We start from the raw sequence: 15,348 nt of genomic DNA on the forward strand, positions 1-15,348 counted from the left end.
CATTACAGTCGGCCTATGACCAAGTGGGAATACGCGACCGTGCCGCTCCTCGTGCACGCGACGAAGCAGATTCTGGACACCTGGGGCGAGGACGGCTGGGAGCTGGTCCAGGTCGTTCCCGGCCCGAACAACCCCGAGCAGCTCGTGGCCTACCTGAAGCGGGAGAAGGCGTAGTGGCGGGCGCCGTCGAGGCGAAGCTCGCCGAACTCGGGCTGACGCTGCCGGACGTCGTACCGCCGCTCGCCTCGTATCAGCCGGCCGTCCAGTCCGGTGTGTACGTGTACACATCGGGCCAGCTGCCCATGGTGGAGGGCAAGCTTCCGGTCACCGGCAAGGTCGGTGCGGAGGTCACGCCGGACGAGGCCAAGGAGCTGGCCAGGACCTGCGCGCTCAACGCGCTGGCCGCCGTGAAGTCGGTCGCGGGCGACCTGGACCGGATCAAGCGGGTCGTGAAGGTCGTGGGCTTCGTCGCCTCGGCCTCCGACTTCACCGGGCAGCCCGCCGTGATCAACGGTGCGAGCGAGCTGCTCGGCGCAGTGCTCGGCGACAAGGGCGTGCATGCGCGCAGCGCCGTGGGCGTCGCCGTGCTGCCGCTGGACGCGCCGGTCGAGGTCGAGGTGCAGGTCGAGCTGGACGGGGCCTGAGCCACTGCCGCAGTGAGGCGGGTACCTCCGTGATCCATGATCCCGTCCGGTCCGTGCGACCGGGCGGGATCACGCGTTTCACACCCCCGGGTCCGTGCGTGACGCGTGTCTCGTCCCGTGCGCCCCTTGCCGCCTCTCGAACATCGTCGCGGTTCCGGATAGCCTCCGGCCATGTCCAATGGTCAGTGGTACCCACCGGAATGGCCCGACCGGGTCCGGGCACTCGCCGCAGGCGAGCTCACGGCCGCGACCCCCCGGCGCGCCGCCACCGTGATGCTGCTCCGGGACCCCTCTGGCACCGAGGGCGGGCCCACCGTCCACATGCTGCGCCGCCGCACCTCCATGGCTTTTGCCGGAGGCGCGTACGCCTATCCGGGTGGCGGCGTCGACCCGCGCGACGACGACCGCCTCGTCGGCTGGGCCGGACCCGCGCTGGAGCTCTGGGCCGAGCGGCTCGGCGTCGGTACGGTCGCCGAGGCGCAGGCCATCGTCTGTGCGGCGGTCCGTGAGACGTACGAGGAGTCGGGTGTCCTCCTTGCCGGGCCGACCGCCGACACCGTCGTCAGCGACACCACGGGCGCCGACTGGGAGGCGGACCGCGAGGCCCTCGTCGCCCGCGAGCTGTCCTTCGCCGAATTCCTGGACCGGCGCGGGCTCGTACTCCGCTCCGATCTGCTCGGGGCGTGGGCGCGCTGGATCACGCCCGAGTTCGAACCCCGGCGCTACGACACCTGGTTCTTCGTCGCCGCGCTCCCCGAGGGGCAGCGCACCCTCTCCCACGGCCCTGAAGGCATGGGAAGCGCCCCCTCCGCCTCCACCGAGGCCGACCTCGCGCTATGGATCTCCCCGGCGGAGGCCACCGACGGATACGACCGGGGCGAGCTGCTCATGATGCCGCCGACCGTGTCGACGCTGCGTCAGCTGCGCCCGTACGGCACCGCGGCCGAGGCGCTGAAGGCCGCGTCCTCCCAGGACCTCACCCCGGTACTCGCACAGGCCCGGCTGGAGGACGGCGAACTGGTGCTGAGCTGGCCGGGGCACGACGAATTCACCAAGCACATCCCGACCGGAGATGGTTCCGCATGAGCGACGCAGCAGCGCTGCCCGGGCAGCCGCGCGGCGGGGTCCTCTCCGGCCCCGCGACCGCCCGTACGGTCAACGTCCTCGCCCCCAACGCCTCGGCGATGACGCTCGACGGCACCAACACCTGGATCGTCGCCGAGCCCGACTCCGACCTTGCGGTCGTCATCGACCCGGGCCCGCTGGACGACAGCCATCTGCAGGCCGTCATCGACACCGCCGAGCGCGCCGGCCGGCGGATCGGCCTCACGCTCCTCACCCACGGCCACCCCGACCATGCGGAGGGCGCGGCGCGCTTCGCCGAGCTGACCCGTACAGCGGTGCGGGCGCTGGACCCGGCGCTGCGGCTCGGCGAGGAGGGGCTGACGACGGGCGATGTGATCACCACCGGAGGGCTCGAACTGCGGGTGGTCCCGACCCCCGGGCACACCTCCGACTCGCTCTCCTTCCATCTGCCCGCCGACCGGGCGGTGCTGACCGGCGACACGATCCTCGGCCGCGGCACCACGCTCGTCGCGCACCCCGACGGGCGGCTCGGTGACTACCTCGACTCGCTGCGGCGGCTGCGCTCGCTGGCGGTCGACGACGGGGTGCACACGGTGCTGCCAGGGCACGGTCCGGTCCTGGACGACGCACAGGGCGCGGTCGAGTTCTATCTCGCCCACCGCGCGCACCGGCTCGCCCAGGTGGAGACGGCGGTGGAGGCCGGGCACCGCTCGGCCACGGAGGTGGTCGCGTACGTGTACGCGGACGTGGACCGGTCGCTGTGGCCCGCGGCGGAGCTGTCGGTGCGGGCGCAGCTGGAGTACCTGGGCGAGCACGGGCTGATCTGAGCCGCTGTGACGGCCGCGGCGCTGCTATCAGGGCTGCGCGGCGCCGACGCGCCGTGACGCGCGAGAGGCCCCGCCGTCCGGTGGGGCCTCTCGCGTCGTGAGGGGGTGGTGTCCGGCTAGCGCGAACGCTTCGCCAGGCGCTCCACATCCAGCAGGATCACGGCGCGCGCCTCCAGGCGGAGCCAGCCGCGGCCCGCGAAGTCGGCGAGCGCCTTGTTGACCGTCTCGCGGGAGGCGCCGACCAGCTGGGCCAGCTCTTCCTGGGTCAGGTCGTGGACGACGTGGATGCCTTCCTCCGACTGGACGCCGAACCGGCGCGACAGGTCGAGAAGGGCGCGGGCGACACGGCCCGGTACGTCGGAGAAGACCAGGTCGGACATCTGGTCGTTGGTCTTGCGCAGTCGGCGGGCGACGGCGCGCAGCAGGGCCGTGGCCACCTCGGGGCGGGCGTTCAGCCAGGGCTGGAGGTCGCCGTGGCCGAGGCCGAGGAGCTTGACCTCGGTCAGCGCGGTGGCGGTGGCGGTGCGCGGGCCCGGGTCGAAGAGCGACAGCTCACCGATCAGCTCGCCGGGGCCGAGGACGGCCAGCATGTTCTCGCGTCCGTCGGGGGACGTGCGGTGGAGCTTCACCTTGCCCTCGGTGACCACGTACAGGCGGTCACCCTGGTCGCCCTCGTGGAAGAGAGCGTCGCCGCGTGCGAGGGTCACCTCACTCATCGAGGCGCGGAGCTCCGCGGCCTGCTCATCATCGAGCGCCGCGAAAAGCGGGGCGCGCCGCAGAACGTCGTCCACGAGTTCTCTCCTTGTCGGCCTGTTCAGGGAACCGTGGTCCCCATCATGCCGGACGGTAAAACAGTGCGATCAATCACAAACCAGTTTGACGCACGGGCGCGCCTCATCGTGCCGCAGGGGGCCGATAGGGGACGGATCCACGGTGACCGGGGCGGATGTCACTGCCTGGCTCTAGGCTGGCCGGGTGTCCAACAAGCCGGTGAGAGCGCAGGCCAAGGGGGCTGATGGGGTGTCGGAAGACCATAATTCCGCTGTGGGCGAACAGGCTGCAAGTCAACCGACAAAAGCCGCAAAACGCCCGACTGGGGAGTCGGTGAAGCCGGTGAAGTCCGAGGGGCCCGCGAAGGCGTCCAGCGGCTCCGCAAAGAAGGCCGGGGCATCGGCGAAGACGTCCGGAGCGTCCGGGAAGACGGCCGGGGCATCGGTGAAGCCGGGAAAGCCCGGGAAGCCGGAGTCGCACCTCGCGATGGTCCGCCGCGCTCGCCGGATCAACCGCGAGCTCGCCGAGGTCTATCCGTACGCCCACCCGGAGCTGGACTTCCGGAACCCCTTCGAACTCCTGGTCGCCACGGTCCTCTCCGCCCAGACCACCGATCTGAGAGTCAACCAGACCACCCCCGCGCTCTTCGCCGCCTACCCGACCCCCGAGGACATGGCGGCGGCCGTCCCCGAGCAGCTGGAGGAGATCATCCGGCCGACCGGCTTCTTCCGGGCCAAGGCCAGGTCGCTGATGGGGCTCTCCGCGTCCCTCAGGGACAATTTCGGCGGTGAGGTCCCGGGGCGGCTCGCGGACCTGGTCACGCTGCCCGGCGTCGGCCGCAAGACCGCCAATGTCGTCCTCGGCAATGCCTTCGGCGTCCCCGGCATCACGGTCGACACCCACTTCGGCCGGCTGGTCCGCCGCTGGAAGTGGACGGAGCAGGAGGACCCGGAGAAAATCGAGGCTGAGATCGCCGCGATCTTCCCCAAGAGCGAGTGGACGATGCTCTCGCACCGCGTCATCTTCCACGGCCGCCGCATCTGCCACGCCCGCAGGCCTGCCTGTGGTGCCTGCCCGATCGCCCCGCTCTGCCCCTCGTACGGCGAGGGCGAGACGGATCCGGAGAAGGCCCGGAAGCTCTTGAAGTACGAGATGGGCGGGCAGCCCGGCCAGCGGCTGAGCCCGCCGCCCGACTACCCGGGCAAGCCCGCGCCGGCGCTGGGAGCCGGGTGACGGGGGCGCCCTTCCGGAACGAAATGCGCGACCGCAGGCGTTGTGAGACGAGGGGTGCCTATGAAGACGCACGAACAGAGCCACGTGGAGGATCACTCCGCCGGTGTGGGCCGGGACGGCGCGATCGCCGTCTCGACGGACGGGCTGCCCGAGTGGCTCGAGCCCGTCGCCCGCGCCGCGCGGACCATCGAGCCCCGGCAGCTCAGCCGCTTTCTGCCGCCCGAGAACGGCGCCGGGCGCCAGTCCGCCGTCCTTGTCTTGTTCGGTGAGGGCGAGCGTGGGCCCGAGCTGCTCCTGATGGAGCGCTCGGGCTCACTGCGTTCCCACCCCGGACAGCCCTCCTTCCCCGGGGGAGCCCTGGACCCCGAGGACGGCGACCAGGCGACCGCAGGGCCGCTCAGGGCGGCTCTGCGGGAGGCCGAGGAGGAGACCGGACTCGATCCCTGCGGCGTCCAGCTCTTCGCTGTGCTGCCCCGGCTCTACATCCCGGTGAGCAGTTTCGTCGTCACGCCCGTACTTGGCTGGTGGCGGGCGCCGAGCCCGGTCGGGGTCGTCGATCCGGCCGAGACTGCCCGGGTCTTCACGGTTCCGGTGGTGGATCTCACTGATCCGGCCAATCGGGTGACGACGGTGCACCCCAGCGGTCACCGGGGCCCGGCATTCCTGGTCGAATCGGCACTGGTCTGGGGTTTCACCGCCGGGGTGATCGACCGCATTCTGCACTTCGCGGGGTGGGAGCGCCCCTGGGACGGGACCAGGCAGGTGCCGCTCGACTGGCGCGCATGACAGGCTGACTTCCATGCTGGGGCGTTCGGGCCTGCCCGGTCCCAGCCGAACGGGTCCGGTGACGAGTCTGCGAGGCAATAGACGGTGAACGTGCTGGACTTCCTGCTGCTGGCCGGCGCCGTGTGGTTCGCCGTGATCGGCTACCGCCAGGGCTTCGTCGTCGGCATCCTGTCGGTCATCGGCTTCCTGGGCGGCGGCCTGGTCGCCGTCTACCTGCTGCCGGTCCTGTGGGACCAGCTGACGGACGGCTCCCAGGTTTCCTCCACGGCCGCCGTGGTCGCGGTCATCATCGTGATCGTGTGCGCCTCCGTCGGCCAGGCGTTCACCACCCACCTCGGCAGCAAACTCCGGCGGCACATCACGTGGTCGCCCGCCCGCGCCCTCGATGCCACCGGCGGCGCACTCGTCAATGTGGTCGCGATGCTGCTGGTGGCGTGGCTGATCGGTTCCGCACTGGCGGGCACGTCGCTGCCGACGCTGGGCAAGGAGGTGCGTAACTCCTCGGTGCTGCTCGGGATCTCCCGGGTGATGCCCGCCCAGGCCTCCAACTGGTTCGCGGACTTCTCCTCCGTCCTCGCGCAGAACGGCTTCCCGCAGGTCTTCAGCCCCTTCGCCAACGAGCCGATCACCGAGGTCAAGGCCCCGGATCCGGCCCTGGCCGGCAGCCCCGTCGCGGCCCGCGCCAAGCAGTCCATCGTCAAAGTCGTCGGTACGGCCCCGAGTTGCGGCAAGGTCCTCGAAGGCACCGGCTTCGTCTTCTCCGACCGCCGGGTGATGACCAACGCCCATGTCGTCGGCGGCGTCGACGAGCCGACCGTCCAGATCGGCGGCCAGGGGCGGCTGTACGACGCGAAGGTCGTCCTCTACGACTGGCAGCGCGACATCGCCGTACTCGACGTCCCGGACCTCGACGCGAAGCCGCTGAAGTTCACCGATACGGACCACGACGCCGCGACGGGGCACGACGCCATCGTCGCGGGCTTCCCGGAGAACGGCTCGTACGACGTACGCTCCGCGCGCGTCCGCGGCCGCATCGACGCCGACGGCCCGGACATCTACCACCGGGGCACCGTTCGCCGCGATGTGTACTCGCTCTTCGCGACGGTCCGCCAGGGCAACTCCGGCGGACCGCTGCTGACCGCCGACGGCAAGGTGTACGGGGTCGTCTTCGCCAAGTCGCTGGACGACCCCGACACGGGTTACGCCCTGACCGCCGACGAGATCCGCCAGGACATCGCCGACGGCCGCACCGCCAACCAGCAGGTCGACAGCCAGGCGTGCGCGCTGTAGGGAAACGGACAGGGGTCGGCCCGGGTCCGGGCCGTCTGATCAGGTCAGGACTGCGTCATCCGCGGGGATGGCGCAGCCGCGCCGAGACCCAGCGGGCCCGGCGGCGAAGAATGTGTGGAATGCCCAGCTGGGGATCATGCAGGTCATGCACACCGGGCACCCGGCCTTGAAGGCCGTCCCCCTCATGAATGCTCGGATCCGCCGTGGCGGTCGAGCGACGATTGCGTGCTGTGTCACCGAAGTCGTGCGTCCAGCCCATACCTCGACGTCTGCCCGTGCCTCATGGTCGGTAATCGTGCGGGCGCCAGCCAATTGGCCTATGCGCCAGGCAATTGGCTGTTCGTCGGACAAGTGTGCTCTTCCGGCCACCGGCTGGTCGCGCCCGGTTACCTGTCCGGCGACCCCCAGGTTCCGTCCCGGGCTACCGGTCGGGCTCGGGATCCTTGAGCCAGTTGATGAGTTCGGTCGAGAATCCGGCCGGATCCTCCTCGTGCGGGAAGTGCCCCAGACCATCGAAAAGTCGCCAACGGTATGGCGCTTCGACGTACTCGCCGGACCCCGCCGCACTCCGCGTACGGGCCACCGGATCGAGCGAACCGTGCAGATGCAGCGTCGGCACCCGTACCGGGCGCTTCATCCGGCGGTTGAACTGGATGCCGTCCGGGCGCGCCATGGAGCGCACCATCCAGCGGTACGGCTCGATCGAGCAGTGAGCCGTCGAGGGGATGCACATCGCACGCCGGTAGACGTCCACTGTCGCGTCGTTGGGGAACTCGGGCGTCCGCGGACCCGACCAGTCGCGGATCAGCCGGCCCACCAAGGCCCCGTCGTCCGCGACGAGCTGACGCTCCGGCACCCAGGGGCGCTGGAAGCCCCAGATGTAGGAGCCCGCCCGGGACTGCGCGAAGTCGGAGAGCATCGAGGACCGCCAGCGGCGCGGATGCGGCATCGAGGAGACCACCAGCCGGCGCACCAGCTTGGGCCGCATCACCGCGGCCGTCCAGGCGAGGTATCCGCCCATGTCATGGCCGACCAGCGCCGCGTCCGGCTCGCCGAGCGACCGGATCACACCGCTGACGTCGAGGGCCAGGTTGGCGGGGTCGTACCCCCGCGGTGTGCGGTCGCTGCCGCCCACCCCGCGCAGATCCATCGCGACGGCACGGAACCCGGCGTCGGCGAGCGCGGTCAGCTGATGGCGCCAGGTCCACCAGAACTGCGGGAAGCCGTGCAGCAGCAGTACCAGAGGGCCGTCGCCCAGCTCGGCAATGTGGAAGCGTGCCCCGTTGGCTGCCACGTCCCGGTGGCTCCAGGGACCGTCGATCCGTACGGGACTGCCGGAGCCGGGGCCTGCCGAGCCGGGGCCTTTGGGGTCGAGTGCGCTGGAATCGGGGACGGTCATGTGGACGAGCGTGCCACAGCGGACGCCTCGTCCTTGACCGCGGACTCCGCTCCGGCCTTCTCCGTCCGCGTGCTGCCCGAAGCTGTGACGGCCGGGAGACCGGCACGCGCGGTGATCGCCGGACGCGGGTGCGGCTTGACGCCCTGCAGCACGGCCGCCGTCTGCTTGGCCGACGCGATCGACTTCTCCGGCGGCTTGACCTTCTTGAACTTGGCGATGGCGAACAGCGCGAGCAGCACCCCCAGCACGATGAAGGCGAGACCCACGATCCCGAAGCACCAGGCGAGGCCCAGTCCCGTGGTGTGGATCCAGTAGGCGGCTCCGAAGCTCAGAACTGGGATCGCGAACAGAATCAGCACTCCCGCGATGATGAATGCCACACTGCCGGTCACGCCCCGCTTGACGTCCTGCCGCACCTCGGCCTTGGCCAGGGCGATCTCGTCGTGCACCAGTGCGGACACCTCGGCCGTCGCCGAGGCGACCAGCTGCCCGAGACTGCGGTCTGCGCTGCCCGCGTAGTTGCCGGGGTCGCTCATCCCTGACTCCCTCTTCTGCTCTCCTGCTCAACACATCTGGTGTCAGATCATGCCGGACTGTCCGGCTTGCTGCTCGCCGCCCCCGCCGCTTGGGCAAGGCGCCGGTGCTCTGCGGCCTTCTTCTCGTAGATCGCGGCCATCCGTAGGTGGTACGCCGGATCGTCCTGTTCGTAGACGTCGGGTACCCCGTCCTCGTCCTCGTCGCGCTCCTCCGCCTCGTACAGCGCCTGGTAGGTACGTACCCGGAGTTTGAGCAGCACACCGGAGAACATGGCTGCTATCAGCGACCCCAGCAGCACGGCTGCCTTGATCTCGTTCTCGACGAACGCGTCGCCCGCGAACGCCAGCTCGCCGATGAGCAGCGAGACGGTGAAGCCGATCCCGGCGAGTGAGGCGACCGCGAAGACGTCCGCCCAGGCCAGGTCCTTGTTCAGCTCCGCCTTGGTGAAGCGGGCGGTCAGCCATGTACCGCCGAAGATGCCGACCGTCTTGCCGACGACGAGCCCCAGCACGACACCGAGCGTCTCGGGCCGCGTGAAGACATGTGCCACCGCGTCGCCGGAGAGCGATACGCCGGCCGAGAACAGCGCGAACAGCGGCACGGCGAGACCGGCCGACAGCGGGCGCATCAAGTGTTCGATGTGCTCGCCGGGGGAGTGCTCCTCGCCCTCGCGCCGGGTGCAGCGCAGCATCAGTCCCATGGCGACACCGGCGATGGTGGCGTGGATGCCGCTGTTGTACATCAGTCCCCAGATGACCAGGGCGAGCGGGATGTAGACGTACCAGCCGCGCACGTTCTTGCGCAGCAGGAGGTAGAAGACGGCGAGGCCGACGAAGGCGCCGGCGAGCGCGGCGAGGTCGATGTGGTCGGTGAAGAAGACCGCGATGATCAGGATCGCGAAGAGGTCGTCGACGACGGCGAGCGTGAGCAGGAAGGCGCGGAGCGCGGACGGCAGTGAGGTGCCGATGACCGCAAGCACAGCGAGTGCGAAGGCGATATCGGTGGCCGTGGGGACGGCCCATCCGGCGGTCGAACCGCCGCCGATCACGTTCACCAGCGTGTAGACGACGGCCGGCACAGCCATTCCGCACACGGCGGCGATGACCGGCAGCGCGGCCGCCTTGGGATCGCGCAGCTCACCTGCGACCAGTTCGCGCTTGAGCTCGACGCCCGCGACGAAGAAGAAGATGGCGAGCAGCCCATCGGCCGCCCAGTGCTGCACGGAGAGATTCAGTCCTATGGAACCCGGACCGAAGTGGAAGTCGCTGAGGGCCCGGTAACTGGAGCCGAAGGTGTTTGCCCAGACCAGCGCCGCGATCGCGGCGACCAGCAGGATGACCCCGCCGACGGTCTCGGTGCGCAGGGCGTCCGCGAGGTAGTTCCGCTCAGGGAGGGAGAGGCGCCCGAGGAAGGTCCGGCGGGACGTCGGGGGTGTGCGGGTGGGCGCGGCCACGAGTGGAGACCTCCGGGTCGGTTCGGCAGCGATGGCATGGCTGATGCACTTGCCGACCAGACTTCCCGGCACACCCTGTGGAGATTTCTTGATGTGTTGTTGACGTTGCTGCCACTGTACCCGGGGGTGTGCGGGGGCGTATCCAGTGATCTTCACCTTAATTGCCTGAGGGGCACCCGGCGCGTTGCCGGATGCCCCTCGGGTTCGTGCATGTGCGTTGGCCGGTGCTCCGGCCTTCTGCCTGTGCGTCTGTCAGTCCTCGGACGATGACGACGTCGGCAGCTGCGTCTGGATGAGGTCCATCACCGAGGAGTCGGTGAGCGTGGTGACGTCGCCCAGCTCGCGGTTCTCCGCGACGTCACGCAGCAGACGCCGCATGATCTTGCCGGAGCGGGTCTTCGGCAGTTCGGCCACCGGCAGGATTCGCTTCGGCTTGGCGATCGGGCCGAGCGTGGCACCGACGTGGTTGCGCAGGTCCGCGACGAGCTCGTCGGAGGCGGACGCCGAACCACGCAGGATCACGAACGCGACGATGGCCTGACCGGTCGTCTCGTCGGCCGCGCCGACCACGGCCGCCTCGGCGACCGCCGGGTGCGACACGAGTGCCGACTCGACCTCGGTCGTCGAGATGTTGTGCCCGGACACGAGCATCACGTCGTCGACCCGGCCGAGCAGCCAGATGTCGCCGTCCTCGTCCTTCTTGGCGCCGTCGCCCGCGAAGTACTTGTCCTCGAAGCGCGACCAGTACGTGTCGATGAAGCGCTGGTCGTCGCCCCAGATGGTGCGGAGCATCGACGGCCACGGCTCGGTGAGGACGAGGTAGCCGCCCCCGCCGTTCTCCACCTCGTGGGCCTCGTCGTCGACGACGGTGGCGGAGATTCCGGGCAGGGCGCGCTGCGCCGAACCGGGCTTGGTGTCCGTGACACCGGGCAGCGGCGAGATCATCATCGCGCCGGTCTCGGTCTGCCACCAGGTGTCCACGATCGGGCACCTGTCGGCGCCGATGTGCTTGCGATACCACATCCATGCCTCGGGGTTGATCGGCTCACCGACCGAACCGAGGACCCGCAGCGAGGACAGGTCGAACTTGGCGGGGATGTCGTCTCCCCACTTCATGAACGTACGGATCGCGGTCGGCGCGGTGTAGAGGATCGTGACGCCGTACTTCTGCACGATCTCCCAGAAGCGCCCCTGGTGGGGGGTGTCGGGCGTGCCCTCGTACATGACCTGCGTCGCGCCGTTGGCCAGCGGTCCGTAGACGATGTACGAGTGCCCGGTCACCCAGCCGATGTCGGCCGTGCACCAGTAGACGTCGGTCTCCGGCTTGAGGTCGAAGACCGCGTTGTGGGTGTACGCGGCCTGCGTGAGGTAGCCGCCGGAGGTGTGCAGGATGCCCTTCGGCTTACCCGTCGTACCCGAGGTGTAGAGGATGAAGAGCGGCTGCTCCGCCTCGAAGGCCTCGGGGGTGTGCTCGGCGGACTGGCGGCCGGTGATCTCGTGCCACCAGACGTCGCGGCCCTCGGTCCACGCGGTGTCCTGGCCAGTGCGCCGCACCACGAGGACGTGCTCGACGCTGTCGATACGGGATACGGCGTCGTCGACCGCAGGCTTCAGCGCCGACGGCTTGCCGCGGCGGTAGCCGCCGTCGGCGGTGATGACGACCTTGGCGTCCGCGTCCTGGATGCGGGCGGCGATGGCGTCGGCGGAGAAGCCGCCGAAGACCACCGAGTGCGTGGCACCGATGCGGGCGCAGGCCAGCATCGCGACGGCGGCCTCGGGGATCATCGGCAGGTAGACGGCGACCCGGTCGCCCTTGCCGACACCGAGCTCGGTGAGGGCGTTGGCGGCGCGGGAGACCTCGTCCTTAAGCTCCGCGTAGGTGATCGCGCGGCTGTCGCCGGGCTCGCCCTCGAAGTGGATGGCGACCCGGTCGCCATGGCCCGCCTCGACGTGGCGGTCCACGCAGTTGTACGCGACGTTCAGCCTGCCGTCCGCGAACCACTTCGCGAAGGGCGGGTTGCTCCAGTCGAGCGTCTCGGTCGGCTCCGTGGCCCAGGTCAGGCGGCGGGCCTGCTCGGCCCAGAAGCCCAGCCGGTCCGTCCTGGCCTGCTCGTACGCCTCCGCTGTGACGTTGGCGTTCGCGGCCAGATCGGCAGGCGGTGCGAACCGCCGCTCCTCCTTGAGCAGGTTGGCCAGGCTTTCGTTGCTCACGACATCTCCCATTCCCAGGGTGTCCGTTGTGTCCCGGCGCATAGCTCATCAGTCCAGGGGCCGGGTGACAAGTGTCTGCCGGGAATTGGTTTAGACCTGTGTTTTCGTGTATGGGGCACGATCCTGCTCCCCCACCTGCGATGCGCTGCAGCACAGTGCGATGCGGAAGCGGGACCACAAGGTCTCACGGAACCGAGGTGCGTCCGGTTCAGGCGCTTGTACGTTCCAACTCGCCGGAACCGGCAGGATCGCCGGGGCCCACGTGGTCGAAGACCTCGTCGAGACATGTACCGGCGCTCGCGCCCTCGGTCAGGAGGTATGCCTGCGCCTCACCGACATGGAAGTACATTCCGTGGAGCTGCAGCGTGCCCTCGGCGAGTCGCCGTGCCACCGATTCGTGGGCGCGCAGATGGTCCAGCTGCTGGACCACGTTGGTGAGGCAGAGCTGTTCCACGGCGTCGGCGGGCAGCCGGCCGGAGATCCGCGCCCAGGCGCGATGCCGGGACGTCATCCGCTGCAGGCTCGGCAGACCGTGCCGCAGCCACCGCCACAGGGGCGTCTGCGGGTTGTCCGGCTTGGCGCCCAGCAGTGCCTGCATCGCGCCGCAGCCGGAGTGGCCGCAGACCGTGATGGACTCCACCTGCAGCACCTCCACCGCGTACTCGATCGCGGCGCCCACCGATTCGTCGCCGGCTTCCGCGCCCGGTGGTGGCACCAGATTGCCGACGTTCCGCACGGTGAACAGGTCGCCCGGACCGCTGGCCGTGATCATGCTGGTGACCAGCCGGGAATCCGCGCAGGTGATGAAGAGCTGGGAGGGGTGCTGCCCCTCCCGGGCCAGCCGGGCCAGCTCATCGCGCACCAGCGGAGCCGTGTTGCGCTGGAACGAACTCAGACCACTGACCAGCCGGTGCGCGCCGGTCCCACGGGGAGCGGCGGGGGGTGTGGGGGATGACGGAGTGCCGGGAATGGGTTCGGCGGCCGGGGCCGAGGCGCTTGTGCCGGGCGTTGCGTTGCTCGTGATGTCGGTCATGGTGTCGGCCGCCGTGGTGTCGGTTGTTCCGGGACTGGGGCTGGGGTCGGCGGTGATGGCGGTGGTGTGATGCTCACCGTCGCCGGATCGCGTGCCGCAGTCGTGGTGGACGCTTTCCGGCTTGGGCCGGTCGTGGCAGTGGTGATTGCGCCACGGCGTCCAGGGGCGGCAGCAGGAGTGCGCCGCCGAGGCAGGCTCGGCGATCCGGCCGCCGGATCTGCCGGTGAAGACGACCCGGCCGCCCTGGGCGGTCTGAGCGTTGCTCCAGTCCTGGATCGTCTCGTATGCCGCATGGTCCATGAAGGAGCCGTCCAACTCGACTACGGCATCACTGCCATGGGGAATCCGGCCGAGCGTCCTGCTGAGTCGTGGCACTGCGAGGAACGTCAACTGCCCGCGCACGACCACGAGATGCTGTCCTCCTCGATCCGTCACCGTGATCCGTGTGCGGGCCAGCCGGTGCAGAGCGATGACGACGGCCACCGCGACGCCGATCACCACGCCCCTCAGCACACCGAAGAGCACCACAGCGGTGATCGTCGCGCCGTAGACCGGGAATTCGCGGTGCTTGTGAACATTGCGGATATGGGCGAAGCTCACCATCTGGATGCCGACCATCATCACCAGTGCGGCGAGCGCGGCCAGCGGGATCCACTCCAGAGCCGTGACCAGCAACCCGGCGGCGAGCAGGACCCAGACACCGTGCAGAACGGTGGCGGCGCGGCCGGTGGCCCCGGCCCGCACATTCGCCGAACTCCGTACCGCTCCCCCTGACACCGGCAGCCCGCCCAGCAGGCCCGACAGCACATTGGAGATGCCCTGGCCGCGTAATTCGCGGTCGAGGTCGGAGCGCCTGACCGGCGGGGCGGTCGGGGCTGCCGGGGCGGGAGGCCCGGCGCCCTGCCGTCCGGCGCGGTCGGTGGTCAGCTTGTCCACTGCGACCGCGGCGAGCAGGGATTCGAGGCTGGCCACCAGCGTCACGGTGAACACGGCGGTGGCGAGGCCCAGTACGGGGCCCTGCGGCAGTTCGGGCAGGGCGTGCGACCGCCAGGAGGGCAGATCCACCCGGGCGATCCCGGGAGCCGCCACCGCGGCCACCGCTGTTGCGATCGCCACCGAGGCGAGGGCCGCCGGAATCCTCCGTACCGCCCGCCCGATCCGCCCGGGGAGCCGTGGCCAGGCCATCAGGATGGCGATGGTCAGTCCGCCGATGAGAGGGGCGGCCGGGCTGATCCGGTCCAACTGGGCAGGCAGTGCGAGGGCGTTGTCGACGGCTGTGCTCTGGGGCGAGCCGCCGAGCACGATATGCAGCTGGGCCAGTGCGATGGACACGCCGATACCGGCCAGGGTGCCGTGCACGATGGCGGGACTGACGACGAGAGCGCTGCGCGCGGCACGCACCGCGCCCAGCAGCATCTGCAGCAGCCCGGCGCCGATGGTGATCGCGCAGGTGGTGCGCCAGCCGTAGATCTGGATCAACTCGGCTGTGACGACGGTCAGTCCGGCGGACGGGCCACTGACCTGAAGGGGAGTGCCACCGAGCAGTCCGGCGACGATGCCGCCGACGGCCGCGGCGACGAGTCCGGCTTCCAGCGGGGCGTCCATGGCCACGGCGAGGCCGAGCGACATGGGAACGGCAATGAGAAGGACAGTGATCGATGCGGACAGGTCGGCGCCCGCGATACGGAATCGTCCGCCGCGACGCGGCGGTGGCGGGCTGTGAGGTCGCTTGATTCCCGGGCCGTTGGACTGGCGCCAACTGCGGGACGTGTGGTCATGACGTGCGGGGACGCAGGCAGGCATGTTCCCGTCTCCTCCGGGGCAGCGCGGTCGCGGAATGTGGGGACGCGGCCGTGGGTCACGGCGTGCAGCGGCGGGATTTCTCAACTCTCGGTAAATGGATCGTAATGGAGAGTAAAGAGCCGTGTCCATGATTGAGGGCAAATGGTCCACTCAATCACCCATTCACGTGAATAGGCGGCTTTTCATATGGCCTGTTGTGTCGATTCGTTCAAGGGTGCGTGAGAACGTGGCTGCGCCGCGTCGGCGCATTCCACGCAAATTACCTGAAACGGAAG

The 15,348-nt window shown here is 69.8% G+C and carries 14 protein-coding genes; 7 read left to right on the plus strand and 7 right to left on the minus strand.

Annotated elements, in window-relative coordinates; genetic code table 11:
• The first annotated feature begins 15 nt into the window (after positions 1 to 15).
• The 4 genes from ACIBB8_RS05215 to ACIBB8_RS05230 all read left to right on the plus strand — a co-directional run bounded on the left by ACIBB8_RS05215 (position 16) and on the right by ACIBB8_RS05230 (position 2,557).
• Positions 16 to 174 carry a DUF4177 domain-containing protein gene (locus ACIBB8_RS05215; RefSeq protein ID WP_003967454.1) on the plus strand — a complete coding sequence of 53 codons (159 nt, stop codon included), beginning with the start codon at positions 16 to 18 and terminating at the stop codon, positions 172 to 174.
• Positions 174 to 644, plus strand: a complete 471-nt coding sequence (locus tag ACIBB8_RS05220; RefSeq protein WP_366689322.1) for a RidA family protein — start codon at positions 174 to 176, stop codon at positions 642 to 644. The genes ACIBB8_RS05215 and ACIBB8_RS05220 overlap by 1 nt, the downstream gene beginning before the upstream one ends.
• Before the next feature lie 171 nt (positions 645 to 815).
• Positions 816 to 1,730, plus strand: coding sequence for an NUDIX hydrolase (locus tag ACIBB8_RS05225; RefSeq protein ID WP_398949065.1), 915 nt, complete (start codon positions 816 to 818; stop codon positions 1,728 to 1,730).
• On the plus strand, positions 1,727 to 2,557 hold the full coding sequence (locus ACIBB8_RS05230; RefSeq protein ID WP_366133474.1) for an MBL fold metallo-hydrolase: 831 nt from the start codon (positions 1,727 to 1,729) through the stop codon (positions 2,555 to 2,557). Before ACIBB8_RS05225 ends, ACIBB8_RS05230 begins: the two co-directional genes overlap by 4 nt.
• Before the next feature lie 116 nt (positions 2,558 to 2,673).
• On the opposite strand, the gene ACIBB8_RS05235 is transcribed toward ACIBB8_RS05230, so the two are convergent.
• The gene (locus ACIBB8_RS05235) at positions 2,674 to 3,348 is read right to left on the minus strand and encodes a Crp/Fnr family transcriptional regulator (protein ID WP_030925113.1); all 675 of its coding nucleotides are present in this window, start codon (positions 3,346 to 3,348) and stop codon (positions 2,674 to 2,676) included.
• Positions 3,349 to 3,577: 229 nt separating this feature from the next.
• On the opposite strand from ACIBB8_RS05235, the gene nth reads away from it, so the two are divergent.
• The 3 genes from nth to ACIBB8_RS05250 all read left to right on the plus strand — a co-directional run bounded on the left by nth (position 3,578) and on the right by ACIBB8_RS05250 (position 6,637).
• Positions 3,578 to 4,561, plus strand: a complete 984-nt coding sequence (nth, locus tag ACIBB8_RS05240; RefSeq protein ID WP_398949067.1) for an endonuclease III — start codon at positions 3,578 to 3,580, stop codon at positions 4,559 to 4,561.
• Between the two features lie 60 nt (positions 4,562 to 4,621).
• Complete coding sequence (locus ACIBB8_RS05245; RefSeq protein ID WP_398949068.1) at positions 4,622 to 5,347, plus strand: NUDIX hydrolase; 726 nt, start codon at positions 4,622 to 4,624, stop codon at positions 5,345 to 5,347.
• Between the two features lie 84 nt (positions 5,348 to 5,431).
• Positions 5,432 to 6,637: a MarP family serine protease gene (locus ACIBB8_RS05250; RefSeq protein WP_398949069.1), complete on the plus strand. Its 1,206-nt coding sequence runs from the start codon at positions 5,432 to 5,434 to the stop codon at positions 6,635 to 6,637.
• A gap of 55 nt (positions 6,638 to 6,692) precedes the next feature.
• Here the strand turns inward: ACIBB8_RS05250 and ACIBB8_RS05255 are convergent, their stop codons facing one another.
• The 6 genes from ACIBB8_RS05255 to ACIBB8_RS05280 all read right to left on the minus strand — a co-directional run bounded on the left by ACIBB8_RS05255 (position 6,693) and on the right by ACIBB8_RS05280 (position 15,073).
• Positions 6,693 to 6,896, minus strand: coding sequence for a hypothetical protein (locus tag ACIBB8_RS05255; protein WP_366689327.1), 204 nt, complete (start codon positions 6,894 to 6,896; stop codon positions 6,693 to 6,695).
• Positions 6,897 to 7,058: 162 nt separating this feature from the next.
• The gene (locus ACIBB8_RS05260; protein WP_398949070.1) at positions 7,059 to 8,036 is read right to left on the minus strand and encodes an alpha/beta fold hydrolase; all 978 of its coding nucleotides are present in this window, start codon (positions 8,034 to 8,036) and stop codon (positions 7,059 to 7,061) included.
• Entirely contained in the window at positions 8,033 to 8,572 is a 540-nt protein-coding gene (locus ACIBB8_RS05265; RefSeq protein ID WP_398949071.1) for a phage holin family protein, read from the minus strand. The genes ACIBB8_RS05260 and ACIBB8_RS05265 overlap by 4 nt, the downstream gene beginning before the upstream one ends.
• 47 nt (positions 8,573 to 8,619) lie before the next feature.
• Positions 8,620 to 10,026, minus strand: coding sequence for a Na+/H+ antiporter NhaA (gene nhaA, locus ACIBB8_RS05270; RefSeq protein WP_398949072.1), 1,407 nt, complete (start codon positions 10,024 to 10,026; stop codon positions 8,620 to 8,622).
• 252 nt (positions 10,027 to 10,278) lie between these two features.
• Complete coding sequence (gene acs, locus ACIBB8_RS05275; protein WP_398949073.1) at positions 10,279 to 12,279, minus strand: acetate--CoA ligase; 2,001 nt, start codon at positions 12,277 to 12,279, stop codon at positions 10,279 to 10,281.
• A 166-nt stretch (positions 12,280 to 12,445) separates the two neighbouring features.
• Positions 12,446 to 15,073, minus strand: coding sequence for a bifunctional SulP family inorganic anion transporter/carbonic anhydrase (locus ACIBB8_RS05280; RefSeq protein ID WP_398949074.1), 2,628 nt, complete (start codon positions 15,071 to 15,073; stop codon positions 12,446 to 12,448).
• Positions 15,074 to 15,348: the final 275 nt, after the last annotated feature.

The sequence above is a fragment of the Streptomyces sp. NPDC051286 genome, from assembly GCF_044455345.1.
In the GTDB taxonomy this organism is placed as follows: Bacteria; Actinomycetota; Actinomycetes; order Streptomycetales; family Streptomycetaceae; genus Streptomyces.